The organism is Paractinoplanes brasiliensis (genome assembly GCF_004362215.1).
Taxonomy (GTDB): Bacteria; Actinomycetota; Actinomycetes; order Mycobacteriales; family Micromonosporaceae; genus Actinoplanes; species Actinoplanes brasiliensis.
The window spans coordinates 5958936-5978983 of the sequence record NZ_SNWR01000001.1 but is presented as its reverse complement, the minus strand read 5'-3'; the positions used below and the strand labels follow the sequence as shown (position 1 = coordinate 5978983).

Below are 20048 nucleotides of genomic sequence, written 5' to 3'. Positions count from 1 at the left end.
AAACAACGCGGCCCCACTATGCGTCGCGCCCGCGGCATGATCGGCCGCCTTAAGAATCCCTTAAGGCTCGGCTCATCAAGATCTAAACCGCGGCGAGCTTGGCCATCGTCTCGCGCACGGCGGCGATCAGCTCGGCGGACTGGGCGCAGGCGGCGCGCGCCCGGTCGATCGTCGCCTGATGCCGGTGAGGCCGTTGCAGCCCGCGCTCGGGTGTGACCCGGGCCGGTCGGGCTCGACGCCCGCTGGGGCGACGTTCGATCCCGTACGCCACCAGGAGCTCCCGTACCGCCTCGGCGCTCACGCCTTCCCGGCACGCGATCTGCGTGCAGCTGAGCCCCTGTTCCAGATAGAGCTCGACGAGCCTCTCACGGGTGAGCCGGCGACGCAGGCGCGGCGCCGGACCGGGACGGCCGGTCGACAACCGGTAACGGTCGAGCCGGTAGCGGACCTGCCGGGGCGTGGTGCCGGTGAGCGCGGCGACCTGGGCCGCGGTGAAGCCGTCGCGGACCACCCAGTCGCGCAGCAGATGCTCGGGCAGCGGGTCCTCCGGCGAGCCGACGACGAAGTAGCTGCGCTCGGGAACCAGCACGGCCGCGGCCACGAGCCGTTCGCGGACGGCACGCGCGCTGATGCCGGTCTCGGCGGCGATCCGGGAAGCGAGCATGCCGGCCCGCCACAGCCCGACCAGGCGATCCTGCGGCAGGAACTCGACGCCCGAGGCGATGCCGTAACGGTGCAGCCACTCGTAGACGGCGGCCCGGCTGAGACCGAGCCGGGCGCCGATCTCGGCCGCCGGTACGCGGTCGCGCAGCACCCAGTGCTGAAGCTGGTCCGGATCGGGTCGCACACCCCTCATCCCCACCTGGTCATCATCTCCCAGAGGCATGTGAATCCAGGTGCACTCGGCTGGGGTCACGACATGCCTCGAGGGTCTTTTCGGCTGGTACGGGGGACGTGGCGACGGTAGGCGCTGACGGTCGGGTCGTCCGCGATCCAGAACCGCCACGCCAGATCGTGCGCAGCGGTCACACCGACACGAGGCCCTGCCACGACGCGCTTGTCCGGAACCGGCTCGGCCGGAGGGCGCAGGGTCAGGGGGCCCGTACCGTCAACCACGGATGTGCCATAGGCAGTGAGCGGCAGGTCAAGCGCCTCGACCAGGCGCGCCGGCCCCGAGGCGAGATCGATGTCACGCTTCGCCGAGGGGCGCCGGGACCGGGCAACGTCGACGCCGCTCACGACCTCTCCCGCGCGCAGGAGAACACCCGCAGGCTGCCCCGCCGGTCCGCACGTCACGTTGGCACAGGTGTGCATTCCGTATATGCGGTACAGGTAGAGGTGACCCGCCGGTCCGAACATGGCCGCGTTACGTGACGTTCGCCCTCGATGGGCATGGCTGGCGGGGTCGCCGCCCAGTCCGGCATACGCCTCGGTCTCGGTGAGCCGGATCGTGACGCCGTTGGCGACCGCCAGCCAGCCGACGAGTTGGCGCGCGGTATCGGCGACTGCGGTCGCGGGGGCGTCGAGCCAGGCATAAGTCACGTTTCAAGGAAAGCAGACGGTCCTCGGCGGGAGGCGGCACTACTCCGGCCTGCGTGAGCTCCGCATTAATCGTCGTCTCAGATTCGCTCGGTACGAAGTCGGCGTCAGGCAAGCGATGTGACTCGTACGCAGGAGGCTTCTGATGGAAATCAACACAGCTCCGCCCGGCCGGCTGGCAGGCCGATGGGTGCCGTGGCTGGTGATCGGCTTGTGGATGGTGCTCGCGGCCGTCATGGTGCCGTTGAGCGGAAAGCTGAGCTCGGTCACCACCGACAAGGCCGTGGACACCCTGCCGGCCAACGCCGAGTCGACCAAGGTGGCGGCGCTGGAGGACAGCCTCCCCGGGGGTGAGGACAACACGTTCGTCTTCGTGTACAGCCGCGCCGGTGGCATGACCGACGCCGACCGCGCGACGGTCGAGCGCCACTACAACACCCTCGTCAAGCGGTACCCGCCGAAGACGACGACGGCCGGTGAGGACGACGACGGCCCACCGACCCGGCTCTCCACCGACGGCAGGGCGATGATGTTCACCCTCGACGTGAGCACGGCCTACGGCGAACCGGAGACCATCGTCGGCCCGGTGCGTGACGCCGCGAAGGACCGCCCCGCCGGCCTGGAACTCGACGTGACCGGCCCGGCCGCGATCGACGGCGACATGGACGCCGTCTTCGACGGGATCGACCTGCAGGTCTTCCTCACCACCGTCATCGTCGTCACGGTCCTGCTCATCCTCACCTACCGCAGCCCGGTGTTGTGGTTCATCCCGCTGGTGGTCGTGGGCGCGGCCGCACTGACCGCGATGGCGACCGTCTACCTGCTCGTCAAGGGCTTCGGGATCGTGGTCAACGATCAGAACTCGGCGCTGCTGACGATCCTGGTGTTCGGGGTCGGCACGGACTACGCGCTGCTTCTCATCGCTCGATATCGGGAGACGCTGCACCACCACGAGAACGTCCGCGTCGCGATGGTCCACGCGCTCCGCGGAGCGGCGCCGGCCATCGTCGCGTCCGCGGCCACCGTGATCGCCGGCCTGCTCTGCCTGCTCGCCGCGGACCTGAACAGCACCAGCGGGCTGGGCCCGATCGGCGCGGCCGGCATCCTGTGCGCGCTGGTGGCCATGCTGACGCTGTTCCCGGCGGTGCTCGTGGTGCTCGGCAGGCGGATCTTCTGGCCGGCCATCCCGCGGTTCAGCACGGCCGTACAGGAGAGGCCGGGACTGTGGGGACGGCTCGGCGCCGCCATCAACCGCCGCCGGTGGATGGCGATGCTCGGCTCGTTCGGGATCCTCGGCGTGCTCGCCGTCGGGCTGGCCGGAAACACCGGCGCCCTGCGGGAGCAGGACCAGTTCCTGTCCGCGCCGGAATCGGTCACCGGCTTCGCCGTTCTCCGCCAGCACTTCCCGGAGCTGGGCGGGCAGCCGATGACGATCTACACCCGACCGGCGTACCAGGAGCAGGTTCTCGAGGCCGTCAAGCGCACTCCCGGCGTGGCCGAGGCCGAACCGGGCCAGACCACCGGCGGCTGGACCGACATCTCCGTGTTCCCGACCGACGCGCCCGACACCCCCGCGGAGTACGAGACGATCAAGCGGGTGCGCACCGCGGTGCACGCGGTGAACGGGGCGGAGGCGATCGTCGGCGGGCCGAGCGCGGAGAACCTGGACACCGAGGTCACCACCCGCCGCGACGAGAAGCTGGTGATCCCGCTGGTGCTCGCCGTCGTCCTGATCATCCTCGGGCTGTTGCTCCGAGCGATCGTGGCCCCGCTGGTGCTGATGGCGACCGTGATCGTCTCGTTCGCCGCGGCCTTCGGCGGCAGCGTGTTCGTCTTCGAAACGATCCTCGGGTTCAAGGGCATCGACTATTCGGTGCCGCTGCTGGCATTCCTGTTCCTGGTGGCGCTCGGCGTCGACTACAACATCTTCCTGACCAGCCGGGCCCGGGAGGAGACCGTACGCCTCGGCACCAGAGACGGCATGCTCAAGGCCCTCTCCGCCACCGGTGGCGTCATCACCTCGGCAGGCGTGGTCCTGGCGGCCACGTTCGCGGTCCTCACCTCACTTCCGCTGGTGATGCTGATCGAGGTCGGGTTCCTGGTCGCGTTCGGCGTGCTGCTCGACGCCCTGCTGGTGCGGTCGGTCCTGGTGCCCGCCCTCACCCTGCTGATCGGCCGGCGGATCTGGTGGCCGAGCCGGCTGTCCCGGCCGACGGCGGAACCGCCGAACGTGCCACGGCCGCTCGCCGAAGACGAGGAGCTCGCGCTGCAACGGTGAGCGCAGCGAGCCTGCCGTCCTCAACGCACCGCGTCGTCCTCCCCGGCGGCGCGGTGCGCGGTCAGGGCGGGCGGGGCCGCGGCCGGAAGGTCGACCCGAAGCAGCGCCCCACCACGTACGGACCGGGCCACGGCGACCCGGCCGCCGTGAGCGTCGACGACCCGCTGCACGATCGACAGCCCCAGACCGGATCCCGGCAACGCCCTGGCGCTGTCGGCACGGTAGAACCGGTCGAACACCCGCGGCACGTCGGCGGCGTCGATGCCCGGCCCGGCGTCGTCGACCTCGATCACCGCCGACGCCCCCTCGGCACGGAGCCGGACCTGGACCGGCTGGTCCGCGGGGGACCACTTGCTCGCGTTGTCGACGAGGTTGAGCACCGCCCGCTGGAGCGCAGCGGGACGCCCGCTCACCCACACGGACGTCACGTCGAGCGCGACCTCGATGTCGGGCACGCGAGAACGCGCCCGGGTCGCGGCGGCCACCACCACGTCGGCGAGGTCGAGCACCTCGGTGCTCTCGTCGCTGACGTCGCCGCGCGCCAGGTCGGTCAGCTCGGCGGCGAGGGTGCTCAACTCGGCCACCTGGGCACCGAGGTCATTGAGCAGCCGGGTCCGGCTCTCCGCCGGCAGCGCGCTGTCCAGGGTGCCGCGCCGATCGAGCCGGATCAGCAGCTCGACGTTGAGGCGCAGGCTGGTGAGCGGGGTCTTCAGCTCGTGCGCGGCGTCCTCGGCGAGCAGCCGCTGGGCCCGCCGGGAGTCCCGGAGCGCGGCGAGCATGTCGTTGATCGATTGGATCAGCCGCCGGATCTCCCCACCGCCCTCGTCCGGGATGTCGGCGTCGAGATCACGGGTTTGCGCGACACGAACCGCCGCGGCGGTCAGCCGGTCGATCGGCGCCAGCCCGGTCCGCGCCACGGTCCGCCCGACCAGGGCGCCCCCGGCCACGCAGAGCAGGCCGATCAGCAGCATGCCGAACCCGAACTGGTTGACCGGGCTGTCGTCAGCGGCGCGGGCCACCTGGACCGCGCCGCCGCCCGCTCGCAGCGTGTAGACGATGTGGCCTTCCTCGCTGTCGTCCGACTCCATCAGGTCGGCCGGCCCGCCCCGCACGACGCGCCCGGCCTCCTCGCTGACCGGAGGCAGCGCGGGCTGACCGGCCGGCGTCCGGACCGAGCCGTCGGGCAGGATGACCCGCACCAGCCGGCCGGCTCCGGGATACGGCGGCAGCTGGACCTGCGCCGGACCGGCGCGCTCCGCCTCCGCCGCCAGGACGCGGGAGTCGGCGCGCAGCTGATCCTCCGCCGCGCCCCGCAACTGCCGGCCCAGCAGTTCGCTGGCCACCTGGAAGGCCAGGAACACGCTGACCGCGATGGCCGTCGCCGCGATCACCGTCAGCCTGGCCCGCAAGGACCGCCGGCGCCACCAACGGGTCAGCCGCAGACTCACGGAGGAGTCTCCCGCAGCGTGTACCCCAGACCGCGCAGCGTGTAGATCAACCGCGGCTCACCCTCGGCCTCCAACTTGCGGCGCAGATAGCTCACGTACACCTGCAGGTTGTTGGCGGTGGCGCTCATGTCGAAACCCCAGATCGCGTCGAACAGCGCGTCGCGCGTCAAGACCCGGGTCGCGTTGCGCACGAGAACCTCCAGCAAGGAGAACTCCGTCCGGGTCAGGCGCAACGGCCGCCCGCCACGCGACGCCTCGAACCTGTCGGGATCGATCCGGACGTCGGCGAACGACAGGATCGGCGACTCGCCGTCGCTCGGCGTACGCCGGCGCAGCAGGGCCCGCACCCGGGCCAGCAACTCCTCGGTGGCGAACGGCTTGGGAAGGTAGTCGTCGGCGCCCGCGTCCAGCCCCGCGACCCGGTCGGAGACCTGATCCCGGGCGGTCAGCATCAGCACCGGCAGATCCCGGCCCGCGGCCCGCAACCGCCGGCAGGTCTCCAGCCCGCCGAGGCGGGGCATCATCACATCGAGGATCAGCAGGTCGAGCGCGTCACCGCCGGCCCCACCGACCCCGTCGAGCACGGCAAGACCGTTGGTGGCGGTGCTGATGTCGTAACCCTCGACCTGAAGGACCCGCTCCAGCGACTCACGGATGGCCGCCTCGTCATCCGCGATCATGATCCGCACCCCGGCACGCCCCCTCCAGTCGATGCTTTGCCGCTCATTCTCCCGGATCAACCTGAGACCAGGATTAGAGACGCCGCCACGCGCAAGGTCAAAACCGGTTCCCCGTACGCCCGGAGGCCGGCGCCCAACCGCACGCGTGGAAGCGACCTGGCCCTCGGGCCGTGCTGAAACCGCCACGGTGAGGCGTACGGGCCGCTAGCGTCGGACGTGATGATTCCGCAGCGGTGGTTGATCCTGTGCAGCGCGATGTGCTCCGCCGGGCTGCTCTGGTCGGCCGTGCTCATCGCCGCGCTGCTGGCCGGCGTACGCCTCGTGCCCACCGCCGTGGCCGTCGCGGTGGCCGCCGTCCTCACCGTGCCGGGCGTGATCGCCGGGGTGCTCGGCAACCGCTGGCTCTATCGGACGACCCGCCCCCGGGTGCGGTGGAACCTGACCTCGTGGGTGCCGCCGCACGTGCCGCACTGGGCCGGCATGCTGGCCGGCGTCTTCTTCTTCGGTTTCTGGCTCACCGTGGTGATGGCCTTCGCCGGGCTGGACGGCGACATCCAGATGCGCGGAGGACAGTACGTGCGCAGCGACGACGGCCGCACCACCGTGGTCTCGCAGGCCGACTTCGACCGTCACCGGAGCCTGGAACAGCAGATCTCCCTGGGCATCCTGGGCGCGGCCGCCGTCGGCGGGGTCTTCATGACAGGCGCGATCCTGACCCACCACGCGGCGCCGCAGCCCACCGAGACCCAGTCAGCGGGCCAGGCCCTGGCTTGAGGCCGGAGCCGGTCCGGTCATGAAACAGGCCTCAACGGCGCGGTTCGGCGGTCAGGTCGATCCAGTAGCGGCGAACCGGGCCTTGGTCCGTCTGCCAGATCTCTTCGAGCACGCCGCCTCGGCTCTCGATCGTGCGGGCCGAAGCGCGGTTGCCGGCCAGACAGGGAATCAGCACCCGGTCGATTTTCAGGGCTGCCCGCGCCTCCGCCAGCATCTCGCCCAGCGCCCAGTTCGCGATCCCCCGCCGCCGGGCCGAGGGGCGGACCCCGTACCCGATATGGCCGAGCTCGTGGTCGAACCTGTGCCGTAGCGCGATGCCGCCGAGGACTCGGCCGTTCTCCACGATCCAGCGCATTGTCGCGTGTTTACCCTCGGGGCAGGGCGTGCCGGTCGGGTGGGAACCGCGCAGAATCCGCGCCACCCAAGCGGCGAAACCGGCAGGAGTACGCACGTCGTCGTCCTCGCCCAGCCCGAAGCCGTCCTCGTGCAGGCCCGGCCCCCACTCGTCGTGGCAGTCGAGAAACGCGGCGTGCAGGCGGATGGTCGGTTCGATCAGCTCAGGCATGCCGCACACGCTAGGACGCCCGGCCCCTACCGCCTGCCGAGCCGACTCTGATCAGAAGCCCTCTGCCGCCGACAGGCCCCCGGGCGCTCAGGGAGATACGCGGCCCGCTCGAAGTCGTGCGTGAGGACAGCTCGCGGCGGTTCTATGTCGCGTGTCGTTGCTCTTCGGCCGTGCGAGGGCTGTCAGATCCGCCACAGTGCTTCGTCGTCGGCTGCGAGCGTTCCTCAGCGGTGCGGCCGGACCGCTGTTGGTGCTGTCCCCGGCCCACCGGCGCGGACGAGGCGGGCGGGCGATGGGCGAGCAGCCGGCGGGCGGAGAGCCGGTCGGGGTCATGGCGTTGGGGAGATGACGTACGGCAGGCCGGTCGCCTGCTGCTGAACCGTTGTGGTCCTGATGCAGGAACGTGCGCCCCCGGACACTCGGAGATGCGCGTTTTGCGGAGCAGCACCCGGCACGCCGAGACACAAGAACGTGCGCGTTTCCGTGAGACATGCGTGATCCGGCCACGACGGTGCACCCGGACACAGGAACACGCAAGACCCGGACGCGGCAACTGACCGGACTCGACGTGAGAACGTGCGAGACCTGGATCTGCACGACGGACGCACCGCCGGCATGGCGAGGAAGGCCAAGTCCGGGGCGGTCAGAGAGGGACGGTAGTTGGTCCGTTGACGCCTTCGCTTCGGGTGGGCGAAGAGGACGAATCGCCGGGCGGTAAATCGGAGGCGGGGGGCTTGGGGGCGCGCTAACGTCCGGGGAGTCAGGTCCGTGAACGGAGGAGGAGCAATGCGAAACGGTTTCCCGCCCCGCCTGTTGGAAGCCGTCTCCTCGAAGGATCTGACTCAGCGTGCCCTTTCTCAATCTCGGAATCGTCGCCCATGTCGACGCCGGTAAGACCAGTCTGACCGAGCGCCTGCTCTATGCCGGGGGCGTGATCGACGCCATCGGCAGTGTGGACGCCGGCACCACCCGAACCGACTCGCTCGACCTGGAGCGGCGGCGCGGCATCACGATCAAGACCGCTGTCGCGTCGTTCCCGCTCGGCGACCGCGTCGTCAACCTGATCGACACGCCCGGCCACCCGGACTTCATCGCCGAGGTGGAGCGGGCGTTGCGTGTGCTCGACGGGGCTGTCCTCGTCGTCTCGGCGGTCGAGGGCGTGCAGGCGCAGACTCGCGTGCTTCTGCGCACTCTTCGCCGTTTGCGCGTACCCACGCTGATCTTCGTCAACAAGATCGACCGGGCCGGGGCGCGCTACGACGGCGTCCTCGACGAGATCGCCACACGGTTGACACCCGACATCGTGCCGGTGAGCGGCGTGCGCGACCCGGGCACCCCGCAAGCGACGGCCTATCCGCTCGGCACTGCGCAGTCCTCCCCACACCAGCCAAACCCGAGCGCAACCACGCACGAACGCGGCCGCGCGGTGGGGGACGGCGGTCGGCACGCCAGAAACGGTGAAGACGGGCGGCGCGACGCGAGCGGTGACGGGACTGGCCACGCCCAACACAGCACGAACAAGCAACACGACGCGAACATCGACGCCGGCACGCACACCCGCCACGGCAGGCACGGGCAGCGCGACGCGAACGTGGACGGGACTGGCCACGCCCAACACGGCACGAACAAGCAACACGACGCCAACATCGACGCCGGCACGCACACCCGCCACTGCGGGCACGGAGGGCGCGACGCGAACGCGGATCGGACTGGCCACGCCCAACACGGCACGGACAAGCAACACGGCACGGACACCCGCGACGGCGGAAACGGGCAGCGCGACGCGAACTCCGACGCCGGCACGCACGCCCAGCACGGCGCGGACAAGCAGCAGGGCCGGAACAAGCAGCACAGCGCGAACTTGGACGCCGGCACGCACACCCGGCACGACGGGGACGGGCAGCACGGCGCGAACGCGGACGGGACTGGCCACGCCCAACACGGCACGAACAAGCAACACGGCACGGACACCCGCCACGGCGGGGACGGGCAGCGCGACGCGAACTCCGACGCCGGCACGCACACCCGGCACGACGGGGACGGGCAGCGCGGCGCGAACGTGGACGAGGCTGGGCACGCCCGGGGCGGTGAGGACGACCGCGCGCGCACGCTTGGCAGGGCCGATGAGGTGTTTGTGGAGCGGCTGGTTGACCTCTCGGGGGACTCGCGGCTGCTTGCCGACTGGGTTCGGGATGAGTCTTCGGTTCCGTACGCGGAGTTGCGTGATGTGCTGCGCTCGTGCACGCGCGATGCGTCTTTCTATCCGGTGTTCTTCGGATCGGCGGTCACCGGGGCTGGGATTGACGCGTTGTTGCACGGTCTTGTCGACCTGCTGCCGGTCGCTGGGGGTGATTCGGACGGGCCGCTCGGCGGGACAGTGTTCAAGATCGAGCGGGATCGAGCGGGGGCGCGGGTCGCGTACGTCCGGATGGTCAGTGGCACGCTCAGGGTTCGCGATCGGACTGCGCACGGGGTGGTCACGGCGATCGAGGCCGCGTCGGTGGGCAGTCCCGCGGTTTCGCACGTTTCCGCCGGGCAGATCGCAAAGTTGCACGGTCTGCGCGACGTCCGAATCGGCGATGTGATCGGCACAACCAGCGCAGCAAAGAGAACCAGCGCGGAGCACCCAGCAGGAGCGGCCGGCTCATCCCCCGAAACGGATGCGAAAGGCACGGCAGGCACAGGCCGGACAAAACAAACAGACAGCGCGATCGGCCCGGCGGGCACCCCAGGCGCGGACAGTTCGGCAGGCACGAATGGCTCGGCAGGCGCCGACGGCCCCGAAAGGGCGGGCGACTCGACGGGAGCGGGCGACTCGACGAGGGCGGGCGACTCGACGGCAGCAGGCGACTCGACACAGGCGGACGACTCGACACAGGCGGACGACTCGACGCGAGCGGACGACTCGACGCAGGCGGACGACTCGACGGCAGCGGGCGGCTCGATGCGGGCGGGCGGGGCGGAGGGGTACACAGGGGAGCTCTTTGCACCGCCCACGGTTGAGAGTGTTGTCGTTGCGGTGCGGCCGGAGCAACGGCGGCAGTTGCACACCGCCCTGAGCGAGCTGGCCGAGCAGGATCCGCTGATCAACTTGCGGTATGACGAGCGGCGGGGTGAGGCGGTTGTCTCGCTGTACGGCGAGGTGCAGAAGGAAGTGCTCGAGTCGACCCTGGCCGAGCAGTACGGCATCGACGTCGTGTTCCGCGGGACCACCGTGCTCCACGTGGAACGCCCCGCCGGCCGTGGACGGGCCCTCGAAGTTCTGGGGCAGGGCGACAACCCGTACCTTGCCACCCTGGAACTGACCGTCGAGCCGGGACCGGCCGGCAGCGGGGTGGGTTTCGAGCTCGACGTCCCCATCGAGCAGGTGCCGATCCACCTTTTCAAGACCGAGGAGTTCTTTCGCGACGCCCTTGAGGACACCCTTCGCCGTACGTTGGCGCAGGGTCTGCACGGCTGGCCGGTGATCGACGTCCGGGTGGGTGTGACCCGTACGGGCTATGTCTCGCCGGCCACCGGAGCGGGTGACTTCCGCAAGCTGCTCCCACTCGTGGTGATGTCGGCGCTGTCCCGGGCGGGCACCGTCGTGTGTGAGCCCGTGCACCGGTTCCGCCTGGACGGGCCGGTCGGCACGCTCAGCGCCGTCCTCGCGGTGTTCGGCCGGTACATGGAGTCGTCGCTGATCGACGGGCCGGCCTTTGTGGTCGAGGGCCGGGTTCCGGTCAGCCGGCTGCGGTCGCTGGAGTCGGCCGTTGCGGGTCTGACCCACGATGAGGGCGTGCTGGAGGCCACGTTCGACAGTTACCGCCCGGTGCCGCCGCCGTACCCGGCGCGTGAGCGCTGGGACGACAACCCGCTGGACCGCCGGGAATACCTGCTGCGGGTGGAGCGTCGTCTGCGGCTTTGACTGTCGTGCCCGGCCCGCCGCCACGGCCGTAGCCCGCGCTACGGCCGTCACCAGTTTCCTCCGTCGCGTTGCGGCAGCCGCCGAAGGCGGAGAGCGGCCCTGCCTGCGGTTGTGCGAGGTGACGAGGCGTACGTCTTCGTGGTTCTGACATTGTTCTTGGACGCACGTTGGTGTGTGCTGTTGCCATAGTGTGCGAGACACAGTATTGTTCTGAGCATGACAACGGACGCGACACTAGCCAGCCACTTGCAGGAGCTGCGCCGGGGCACGGTGGTCGTCGCCAGCCTGACCGTCCTGCGGGCGCCGGGTTACGGCTATTCACTGCTCGAGACGCTGAGCGAGGCCGGTTTCGAAGTCGAAGCCAACACGCTCTACCCGCTGCTGCGCCGGCTCGAGAGCCAGGGACTGCTGACCAGTTCGTGGAACACCGACGAGGCCCGGCCGCGCAAGTTCTACACGACCACCCCGCAGGGCGACGCGATCGCCGAGGCCCTGCGGGGCGAATGGGCCCGCCTCGACGAGGCCATCACCGACCTCTCCGCCACCCGCACGAAGGAATGAGCGCCATGACTGCGAACCTCGTCGACCGCTACGTCCTCACCGCCCTGCGCCGCCTGCCCGAGCAGCAGCGCGCCGACATCGACCGCGAGTTGCGCGCCTCCATCGAGGACGCGGTGGACGCCCGCGTCGAGGCCGGCGAGCCGCGTGACACCGCGATCGAGCAGACGCTGCTCGAACTGGGTGATCCGGACAGATTGGCCGACAGTTATGCCGGCCGGCCCAACTATTTGATCGGGCCCGAGCTCTACCCGGTCTGGCGCCGCTCGCTGACGGCGCTGCTCACGCTCGTGCTGCCGATCGTCGTCCTGGTGACTGCCTTTGTGCAGGTCCTGGCCGACGACGCCGGGTTCGGCGAGGTGATCGGCACGGCGGTCGGCACGATCATCAACGTCGGCGCGCACATGGCCTTCTGGGTCACGCTCACCTTCTGGATCGTCGAGCGCACCGGCGCGGGCAAGTCCGACCTCAACCGGCAGTGGACCCCGCAAGACCTTCCCCGGTACGAGCCGGGGGCACTCACCCGGGTGCAGTTCGCGGCCAACCTGCTGTGGCCGGCTGTGGTGATCGGAGCCCTGGTGCTGCAGCAGTTCACCTTCACCGAGGAGCCGCTGCTCGACCCGGCCAACTGGTCCTTCTGGTGGCCCGTGCTGATCGCGCTGATCGTCCTCAAGGGCCTGTGGGTGTTCTGGGTCTACCGCCTCGGCCGCTGGACCCGCCCCGTCGCGGTGGTCAACGCCGTACTCAGCCTCGTCACCGGCGGCGTGATCATCTATCTGCTGAGCAGCGACAACTTCTTCAACCCGGCGTTCACCGGCTTCAACGGCACCGACGTCGACCTGCAGGGCTGGATCTCGGTCGTCGTCATGCTCACGACGGGCGTGAGCATCGCGTACGACATCGTCGACGTGTTCCGCAAGGCCGAGCAGGCGCGCAAGGGCCTGGGTGTCAAGGTCCCGGGCACGGGGAACCCGTACACGGCCGGCTGACCAGCTCGAACGACACGCACCCCTCGGTTCACCGGGGGGTGCGTCTGCGACTGCGGACGACCGGCCGATGCGTCAACGGCTGGATGTGGGGGCGTCGTCCGGGGCGGTGTCGAGGTTTTCCGGTGTGGTGACGGCGTCGGCGGAGCGCGGGATCAACGCGGCCAGCGCGACCATCACCACCGCGACCAGGACCATGCCGATGAAGATGCGGTGGACGGCCAGGGTGAGGCGGGCCGGGTCGACGTCGTCGCCACCGATGGTCGCGTTGGCTATGGCGCCGAAGACCGCCGCGCCGAGGGCGCTGCCCAGGGAACGCAGAAAGATGTTGTTGGCTGTGACCACGCCACGGTCGGACCAGCCGACGCTGGACTGGGCGGCGATCAGGGTCGGCGCCGCCGTCAAGCCCATGCCGAGGCCGATGAACAGGCAGAACCCGCCGACCGTGAAGACCGACGACTGCTCGTCGAGCAGCAGCAACAGCGACGAGCCGATCAGCACGAGGGTGGCGCCGATCAGCGCGCACACCCGGAAACCGACCCTCAGGTAGACCTTGCCGGCCTGGCTCGCCGAGATGGGCCAGCCCAGGGTGAGCGCGGCCAGGGCGAAACCGGCCACCAGCGGGCCGTGACCGAGCACGTCCTGCACGAAAACGGGCACGTACGCGCTCAGCGCCAGCAGGATCGCGCCGACGCCGATGGCGAGCTGGCCGCTGGTCACCAGCAAGCGGCGGCGGAACACCCACAGCGGCAGCACGGGGGCGGCGGCCGAACGCTCGACGAAACCGAACACGACGAGCAGCGCCACGCCACCGCCGAGGACGAGCAGGCTGGTCGGCGATGCCCACGCCCAGGCCTGACCGCCCTCGAGCACGCCCAGGATCACCAGGGTCAGGCCGGCCGTGAGCAGCGCGGCGCCCGGGTAGTCGATGACGGGACGGCCGCGCTGCTTCCGCTCGTGGAAACGCCGCATGATCATGGCGCCGGCGAGCAGGCAGAGCGGGATGTTGATGAAGAAGATCCAGCGCCAGTCGGCCCACTCGCTGAAGACGCCGCCCAGCGTCGGGCCGATCACCGACGAGACGCCCCACACGCTCGCCACGTACCCCTGGACCTTCGCTCTTTCCCGTACGGAGTAAAGGTCACCGACGATCGTGATGGTGGTCGGCATGATCGCGCCGGCGCCGAGGCCCTGCACCACCCGGAAGATGATCAGCGAGAGCATGCTCCAGGCCGCGCCGCACAGGATCGAGCCGAGCAGGAACAGCGCGATGCCCCAGAGGATCACCGGTTTGCGGCCGAACAGGTCGTTGAGCTTGCCGTAGACCGGCACCGACACGGCCTGAGCCAGCAGATAGATCGAGAACAGCCAGGGGAACTCGGTGAAGCCGCCGATGTCCTTGACGATCGAGGGCACCGCGGTCGCGACGATGGTGGAGTCGATCGCGATCAGGGCGGTGGACAGCATCACGGCGGCGAGGACGGGCCCGCGCTCGGACCTCAGTCCGACGTTGTTGACCGGCACTCTGTTCACCTACCCCTGTTGGGGCGGCAGCGCACTGCCCGGCCGCCGGAAGAGTCTGATGTCACGCAGCGGAAGGGGCCAAGGCGCCACGAAGCGGGGATCATCGGCCAAAGCCGCTCGCGCCGTGTAACGACCACCCTAGCCTGGCACGCGTGGCTGTTGTGGTGGTGGCCGAGGACAACCCCGATCACCAGCGAGTGATCGCTGAGGTGGTGCGCCGGCTCGGGCACGAGGTGGTCGTCGCCGGTGACGGCCGGGAGGCGCTCCGAGCGGTCCTCGACCGGCGGCCCGACCTGCTGGTCGCCGACATCGACATGCCGCACCTGGACGGGCTGGAACTGTGCCGTGCGGTCCGCGACGACCAGCGGGTGGCCGCCACACCGGTCGTGCTGATCACCGCCTACCTGCTGCCCGGCGACCCCCGGCTGGCCGCGACCGGCGCGCTGGCGGTGATCGGCAAGCCGTTCGGGGTGCCCGAGCTGACCGCGGCGCTGCGCACCCACCTCGACGCCGTTCCGACGCGCGCGGCCGAGCCGGACATCGTGCCCAGCGATCCGGCCTTCCTGGAGGCGCTGCTCGACTGTCTCGAGGCCGGGGTGGCCGCGTGTGACCGGCACGGCCGGGTGGTGCTGGTGAACCAGGCGATGCGCATGTTCACCACGGACGGCGTCGGCGACGTGCCCGAGGCCCCGGACGACCATCGGTTCGCGATCCTGCGCGAGGACGGCACTCCCCTGCGTACCCACGAGCGGGCCCTGTCCCGGGCGCTGGCCGGCGAGCACGTCAAGCAGGCCGAGGTCCTGGCCCACGACGATTCGGGCCGGCCCCGCTGGTTCGCCGTCAACGCGACCCCCGTACGGGACAAGGACGGCACCATTAGCGGGGCGGTGTCGGCGATGCACGACGTGACGACCCAGCATCGCACCCAGCAGTACCAGGACTGCGAGAACCAGGTGCTCAAGGTGCTGGCCGACTTCCAGGACGCCTCGGACGCCGCCGACCGGATCCTGTGCGCGATCGGCGAGACGCTCGGGTGGCCGTACCTGCGGCTGTGGCTGGTCGATGAGATCACCGACCTGCTGCGCCCGGCGGGCTGCTACACCGCCCCGGGGGAGTGTCCGCTGCCGACGCCGGTGAGTTTCGCCCGCGGGGTGGGGCTGGCCGGCCGGTGCTGGGAGAGGGCCGAGCTGATCTGGGTGCCCGACCTGCACTCGCCCGAGTCGCCGGTGCTGCCCACGATGGTGTCCGAGAGCGCCTTCACGGCGGCCGGGGCGGTGCCGGTGCACGGCGGCGACCGGGTGATCGGGGTGATGACCTTTTTCACGTACGCCCGGCAGGAGCCCGACCCCGCCCTCGCTGTGCTGCTGACCGGGCTGGCCGCGCTCATCGGGACCTTCTTGGAGCAGCGCCGGGCGGAGGTGCTGGCCCTGCATCTGGCGGCGGCCACCGACGAGTACATCTCGCTGGTCGGGCACGAGCTGCGCACGCCGCTGACCTCGATCGGGGCGTACGTGGATCTGATCGCCGAGTCCCCCGACGACGTCTTGCTGGGCGAGGTGCGCGAGCTGCTCGACGTGGTGCAGCGCAACAACGCCCGGCTGCGGGACCTGGTCGAGAAGTTGCTGGACCTGGCCGCGCTGGAGTCCGGGCACGCCCGGCTGGTGATCGAGCCGGTCGACCTCGCCGAGGTGGTGGCCGGCGTGATCGAGGCCCAGACGGCGAGCACGCAGCACCGGCGGATCACGGTCGAGGCCGAGCTGCCCCCGGAGCTGGTCGTGGACGGGGACGGCGGGCGGCTGCGGCAGGTGGTGGACGCGCTGCTCAGCAACGCGATCAAGTTCAGCCGCCCCGATTCGACGGTGACGGTCTCGCTCGACGACGAGCACGGCGAGCTGGCGGTGCTGACGATCGTCGACCAGGGCCTGGGGGTGGCGCCTTCCGAGCAGGCCCGGCTCTTCCGGAGGCTGTATCGCGGCGGCAACGCCCGGCACACCGGCATTCCCGGTGCCGGGCTCGGGCTTGCGCTCAGCCGCGTGGTCGTGGAACGCCACCGGGGCTCGATCACGCTGTCGTCGCAGGAGCAGGCGGGCACAAAAGTCGTTGTGCGTCTGCCGCGCACCCAGGATTGACCGCCGGCCCCGCGGCAGAGGCGTTTCAGGACCAGCCCGTACGGCTGCCGCGCGGTCACCGTTGACCGCGCGGCAGACCGTACGGCAGGTCAGACGCCGACCGGGACGCCCTCGTTCGCGGCGACCTCTTCGCGGCCGGCGCGCACCAGGATCACCGCGACCAGGGCGGCCAGGCCGATCAGGGCCGCGCTGACCCAGAAGGCGACGGTGTAGCTGTGGACCGTCGCCACCGCCTGCAGGGCCGGAACCTGGTCGGGGCTGGTGATCTCGGCGCGGTGGTCGGCCAGGTAACCGGCAACGGCCGAGGTGAAGATGGTGTTGAGCAGGGCCGTGCCCAGCGAGCCGCCGATCTGCTGGGTCGTGTTGATCAGCGCGCTGGCCACCCCGGCGTCGTGGTTGGCCACGCCGACAAGAGCCGTGTTGGACATGGGCCCGAACGTCACGCCCATGCCGAAGCTGATCACCAGTTCGGCCGGGAAGACGTGCGTCCAGAAGCCGGTGTCGACGCCGATGCGGGTCAGCATGACCATGCCGATCGTCGAGAGCAGCAGGCCGCCGAACATCAGCAGCCGCGGGCCGACCCGGGTCTGCACCTGGGCCGAGAACCCGGCGCCGGCGATGATGCCGAGGGTGAACGGCAGGAACGCGACGCCGGTCATCAGGGCCGAGTAGCCGAGGGTCTGCTGCAGGTAGAAGGTGAGGAAGAGGAAGACGCCGAACAGGCCGGAGCCGATCAGCAGAGCCGCGACGTACGCTCCCCCGCGGTTACGGTCGAGGATGACGCGCATCGGCAGCAGCGGGTGCGAGCTGCGCAGCTCGATCACGACGAACAAGACCAGCAGCAGACCGGCCCCGATCAGCCAGGCGACGGTGACGGGCGAGCCCCAGCCGTCCTCGCTGGCCTTGGTGAAGCCGTACACCAGCGCGACCAGGCCGGCCGTGGAGGTGAGGGCGCCGGGCAGGTCGTACCGGGTGTTGCCCTCGGCGCGGCTCTCGCCGACGAAGCGGACGGCGGCCAGCGCGGCCACGATCGCGATGGGGGTGCTGACCAGCAGGGTCCAGCGCCAGGAGGCGTACTCGGTGAGCAGCCCGCCCAGCAGCAGGCCGACGGCGCCGCCACCACCGGCGATGGCGCCGTAGACGCCGAACGCCCGGGCCCGCTCGCGCGGCTCGGTGAACGTGACCGTGAGCAGCGACAACGCGGCCGGGGCCATGAGCGCGCCGAACGCGCCCTGCAGAGCGCGGGCCGCGAACAGCGTCTCGGCGTTGGTGGCGAGGCCGCCCAGCGCCGACGCGGCGGCGAAGCCGAGCAGGCCGATGATGAACGCCCGCTTGCGCCCGGTGAAGTCGGCGATCCGGCCGCCGAGCAGCAACAGGCCACCGAAGGCCAGGGTGTACGCCGTGATCATCCACTGCCGGTCGGCGTCGCTGATGTTGAGCGCGGTCTGGGCCGTCGGCAGGGCGATGTTGACGATCGTGGCGTCAAGCACGATAAGCAGCTGGGAGACCGCGATAACGGTCAGCGCCAACCACCTGTTTCGTGGTTTGGGCGACATATCCGGCGGAGTCGAGGCGTCGGAGGTCGAGATGGACATGAAGGGGTCCCCCAATTCAGGGCATGCGGAGATCCACCCTCGTCAGCGACGGGGCGTCGATCGGGCGTACGGGGTCAGCGTCTTAGCAGGGGCAGAATGATGTCGTCGACGAGGTGCTCGAGGTACGGCTGGTCGACAGACTCGCCGAGTGCGAAGCCACGCATGAAGATCACGGCCGGCACGATCTCGTCGATCAGCTTGGTGTCGTAGCCGGGACGTAACTCGCCACGAGCCTCCCCCCGCGCGCAGATGGTTTCCGCGAACGGGATCTTGGACTCACGCATCCGGCGCAGTTGCGCGGCGAGCTCCGGATCGGTGTGCAGGGCCATGAACAGGCCGGCCAGGAGGGGGCCTTCCTCGCTCCTGATCATGCAGGCCATGTCGTCGAACCACGCCAGCAGGTCGCCGCGGAGCGACCCGGTGTCGGGCAGCGGCGCCTCGGCTGCCTTGCACGTCCGGACGGCGTCAGTGACCAGCTCGGCCTTGGTGGGCCAATGCCGATAGAGGGTCGCCTTGCTCGCCTGGGCCCGGGCGGCCACCGCGTCCACCCGCAGCCCCTGATAGCCCGTCTCGCTCAGCAACTCGTACGCGGCGCGCAGGATCGCCTGCTCACGCTCGCTGTCGAGGCGCCGGGACCGCACAGCCGGCGAGGCGGTTCGCGCCTGCTCAACCATGACAACCCCCGATCCGGCCTGCTTTGCGAAACGAAACTGTTTCGTACACTACGCCTCCCGCTCCACCCTGGCGATCTCCACCGACGATTGTGACGCAGAACGCGGCCCCGCCCCGCGGCCGGAGCACGACCAGCCGATCGGCCCGACGCGAAGGCGTCCTAGGAACCTAGGGGAATCGGGTTAAGCCAGCCCGGGCAAGCGGCGCAAACCAGCGGGCACCGGCGTCCTAGATCGTTGACCGGAAATTGTGTGCTGGTGGCGGGGTTAGTGGTCGTAGGCGATTAGTGAGCGTTTGACCGGTGCGTCGATGGTCCAGTTGTGCCAGATCACGGCGTTGAGGGCGAGGAGGCGTTGCAGGACGCGGGTCCAGAGTCCGGCGGGGACACGCGCGTTGTGGTGTTCGAGGCCGAGCTGGTTTTTCAGGGTCCAGATGATCGCTTCGATGCGTTGGCGCAGCCAGTTCGGGAACGGGCGCGGGGTTTTCTCGTCCCGGCGGGCCGGGCGTACCAGGGTCAGGTCCAGGTCGTCGAGGAATTCTTCGACGTCGGCGCCGGAGAGGCCCTTGTCGGTGACGATGATGCTGCCGGGTTCGGGCCGGTTGATCGGCTGGCGGGTCAGGGTCTGGCGGGTCTGTTCGCGTTCGCCGGCCAGTTTCGGGTTCGCCAGGCTGAACCCGGTGACCGTGCCGTCCGGGGTGGTGATCAGCAACAGTTTCGTGCCCCAGTACCAGCGGGAGTGCGCTGATTCGTAGCCGTAGCCGGCGTAGCCGAACAGATCCGAGCGTTGCGCGGTGGTCTTGGACTGCCCGCACCCGATCGGTGTGGCGTCCATCAGGCGCAGCGGTTCGGCGCTGCCCGGTGTCCGCCCGGCGAGCCAGCGCAGGGCTGCTTCGAACAGGTCGGCTGCGTTCTTGAGGCGTTCGTTGTATTCGCTTTGGCTCAACAGGCGGGGGAACAAATGCCCGACCCTGCCCGGCGCGGCACGTAGCCAGTGGTGTTCGTCGTTGTAGCGCAGCAGAACCTGCGCCACCGCCAGGCAGCACAGTTCCGCGTCGGTGACCAGCGGTGGCCTGCCAGGTCCCCGCCGGGCCCGGCGGGGGCGTGAGGCCGGGATGATCCGGTCGTCGAGTTCCACGTACAGTGCGATCAGAAGAGTGTCCAGGTCGGCGTCCAACACGGCTTCCTTGTGAGGTTCGACGTTCGGGTAAGCAACGCCGATCATGGACACTCTTCGTCTTTACGTCACGAACCCGGCCGTGCGTGTCTCCACCAGCACCGAATTTCCGGTCAACGATCTAGGAACCTACGTGGGCAGGCTGGGAAGGGAATGGGGCGGGGAAGTTGGGCGGCGATTCCCGAGAAGGGCCGTTGCCGAGTAGGGCGGGCGGGGAC

15 protein-coding genes and 1 pseudogene are annotated in these 20048 nt (G+C 70.1%); 7 read left to right on the top strand and 9 right to left on the bottom strand.

Annotated features, from left to right (window positions below):
- Window positions 1-82: 82 nt before the first annotated feature.
- Together C8E87_RS27165 and C8E87_RS27160 are read right to left on the bottom strand one after the other, a co-directional pair.
- On the bottom strand, window positions 83-847 hold the full coding sequence (locus tag C8E87_RS27165) for a helix-turn-helix domain-containing protein (protein WP_133875716.1): 765 nt from the start codon (window positions 845-847) through the stop codon (window positions 83-85).
- A 65-nt stretch (window positions 848-912) separates the two neighbouring features.
- The gene (locus C8E87_RS27160; protein ID WP_133875715.1) at window positions 913-1542 is read right to left on the bottom strand and encodes a DNA-3-methyladenine glycosylase; all 630 of its coding nucleotides are present in this window, start codon (window positions 1540-1542) and stop codon (window positions 913-915) included.
- A gap of 142 nt (window positions 1543-1684) precedes the next feature.
- Here C8E87_RS27160 and C8E87_RS27155 point away from each other — a divergent pair, with 142 nt between their 5' ends.
- Complete coding sequence (locus C8E87_RS27155) at window positions 1685-3817, top strand: MMPL family transporter (protein WP_133875714.1); 2133 nt, start codon at window positions 1685-1687, stop codon at window positions 3815-3817.
- 20 nt (window positions 3818-3837) lie between these two features.
- Here the strand turns inward: C8E87_RS27155 and C8E87_RS27150 are convergent, their stop codons facing one another.
- Both C8E87_RS27150 and C8E87_RS27145 read right to left on the bottom strand, forming a co-directional pair.
- Entirely contained in the window at window positions 3838-5265 is a 1428-nt protein-coding gene (locus tag C8E87_RS27150) for a HAMP domain-containing sensor histidine kinase (RefSeq protein WP_133875713.1), read from the bottom strand.
- Window positions 5262-5945, bottom strand: a complete 684-nt coding sequence (locus C8E87_RS27145) for a response regulator transcription factor (protein ID WP_203721031.1) — start codon at window positions 5943-5945, stop codon at window positions 5262-5264. The genes C8E87_RS27150 and C8E87_RS27145 overlap by 4 nt, the downstream gene beginning before the upstream one ends.
- Window positions 5946-6164: 219 nt before the next feature.
- Here C8E87_RS27145 and C8E87_RS27140 point away from each other — a divergent pair, with 219 nt between their 5' ends.
- Complete coding sequence (locus tag C8E87_RS27140) at window positions 6165-6719, top strand: hypothetical protein (protein ID WP_166661248.1); 555 nt, start codon at window positions 6165-6167, stop codon at window positions 6717-6719.
- Between the two features lie 31 nt (window positions 6720-6750).
- Here C8E87_RS27140 and C8E87_RS27135 read toward each other — a convergent pair whose 3' ends face one another.
- On the bottom strand, window positions 6751-7284 hold the full coding sequence (locus tag C8E87_RS27135) for a GNAT family N-acetyltransferase (RefSeq protein WP_133875711.1): 534 nt from the start codon (window positions 7282-7284) through the stop codon (window positions 6751-6753).
- 847 nt (window positions 7285-8131) lie between these two features.
- Here C8E87_RS27135 and C8E87_RS45730 point away from each other — a divergent pair.
- The 4 genes and pseudogenes from C8E87_RS45730 to C8E87_RS27120 form a co-directional block, all read left to right on the top strand.
- Window positions 8132-9562, top strand: a pseudogene (locus C8E87_RS45730) (GTP-binding protein); the annotation flags it as partial.
- Window positions 9551-11191 carry a hypothetical protein gene (locus C8E87_RS45725; protein ID WP_438866195.1) on the top strand — a complete coding sequence of 547 codons (1641 nt, stop codon included), beginning with the start codon at window positions 9551-9553 and terminating at the stop codon, window positions 11189-11191. The pseudogene C8E87_RS45730 and the gene C8E87_RS45725, both read left to right, overlap by 12 nt.
- 216 nt (window positions 11192-11407) lie before the next feature.
- Window positions 11408-11752, top strand: coding sequence for a PadR family transcriptional regulator (locus tag C8E87_RS27125; RefSeq protein ID WP_133875709.1), 345 nt, complete (start codon window positions 11408-11410; stop codon window positions 11750-11752).
- A 5-nt stretch (window positions 11753-11757) separates the two neighbouring features.
- Window positions 11758-12738 carry a permease prefix domain 1-containing protein gene (locus tag C8E87_RS27120; RefSeq protein WP_133875708.1) on the top strand — a complete coding sequence of 327 codons (981 nt, stop codon included), beginning with the start codon at window positions 11758-11760 and terminating at the stop codon, window positions 12736-12738.
- Window positions 12739-12810: 72 nt separating this feature from the next.
- On the opposite strand, the gene C8E87_RS27115 is transcribed toward C8E87_RS27120, so the two are convergent.
- The gene (locus C8E87_RS27115) at window positions 12811-14259 is read right to left on the bottom strand and encodes an MFS transporter (RefSeq protein ID WP_239080732.1); all 1449 of its coding nucleotides are present in this window, start codon (window positions 14257-14259) and stop codon (window positions 12811-12813) included.
- A gap of 152 nt (window positions 14260-14411) precedes the next feature.
- On the opposite strand from C8E87_RS27115, the gene C8E87_RS27110 reads away from it, so the two are divergent.
- Complete coding sequence (locus C8E87_RS27110) at window positions 14412-16388, top strand: hybrid sensor histidine kinase/response regulator (RefSeq protein WP_133875707.1); 1977 nt, start codon at window positions 14412-14414, stop codon at window positions 16386-16388.
- An 89-nt stretch (window positions 16389-16477) separates the two neighbouring features.
- Here the strand turns inward: C8E87_RS27110 and C8E87_RS27105 are convergent, their stop codons facing one another.
- The 3 genes from C8E87_RS27105 to C8E87_RS27095 form a co-directional block, all read right to left on the bottom strand.
- Complete coding sequence (locus tag C8E87_RS27105; RefSeq protein ID WP_438866194.1) at window positions 16478-17944, bottom strand: MFS transporter; 1467 nt, start codon at window positions 17942-17944, stop codon at window positions 16478-16480.
- 113 nt (window positions 17945-18057) lie between these two features.
- Window positions 18058-18657, bottom strand: a complete 600-nt coding sequence (locus tag C8E87_RS27100) for a TetR/AcrR family transcriptional regulator (RefSeq protein ID WP_133875705.1) — start codon at window positions 18655-18657, stop codon at window positions 18058-18060.
- Between the two features lie 264 nt (window positions 18658-18921).
- Window positions 18922-19830, bottom strand: coding sequence for an IS982 family transposase (locus C8E87_RS27095; protein ID WP_133876609.1), 909 nt, complete (start codon window positions 19828-19830; stop codon window positions 18922-18924).
- Window positions 19831-20048 lie beyond the last annotated feature (218 nt).

Bases quoted from the DNA above. Each gene is read 5' to 3' on its own strand.
- C8E87_RS27155 (WP_133875714.1), top strand. From the start codon at position 1,685: ATGGAAATCAACACAGCTCCGCCCGGCCGGCTGGCAGGCCGATGGGTG.
- C8E87_RS27145 (WP_203721031.1), bottom strand. From the start codon at position 5,945: ATGATCGCGGATGACGAGGCGGCCATCCGTGAGTCGCTGGAGCGGGTC.
- C8E87_RS27140 (WP_166661248.1), top strand. From the start codon at position 6,165: ATGATTCCGCAGCGGTGGTTGATCCTGTGCAGCGCGATGTGCTCCGCC.
- C8E87_RS27135 (WP_133875711.1), bottom strand. From the start codon at position 7,284: ATGCCTGAGCTGATCGAACCGACCATCCGCCTGCACGCCGCGTTTCTC.
- C8E87_RS27125 (WP_133875709.1), top strand. From the start codon at position 11,408: ATGACAACGGACGCGACACTAGCCAGCCACTTGCAGGAGCTGCGCCGG.
- C8E87_RS27120 (WP_133875708.1), top strand. From the start codon at position 11,758: ATGACTGCGAACCTCGTCGACCGCTACGTCCTCACCGCCCTGCGCCGC.
- C8E87_RS27105 (WP_438866194.1), bottom strand. From the start codon at position 17,944: ATGTCGCCCAAACCACGAAACAGGTGGTTGGCGCTGACCGTTATCGCG.
- C8E87_RS27100 (WP_133875705.1), bottom strand. From the start codon at position 18,657: ATGGTTGAGCAGGCGCGAACCGCCTCGCCGGCTGTGCGGTCCCGGCGC.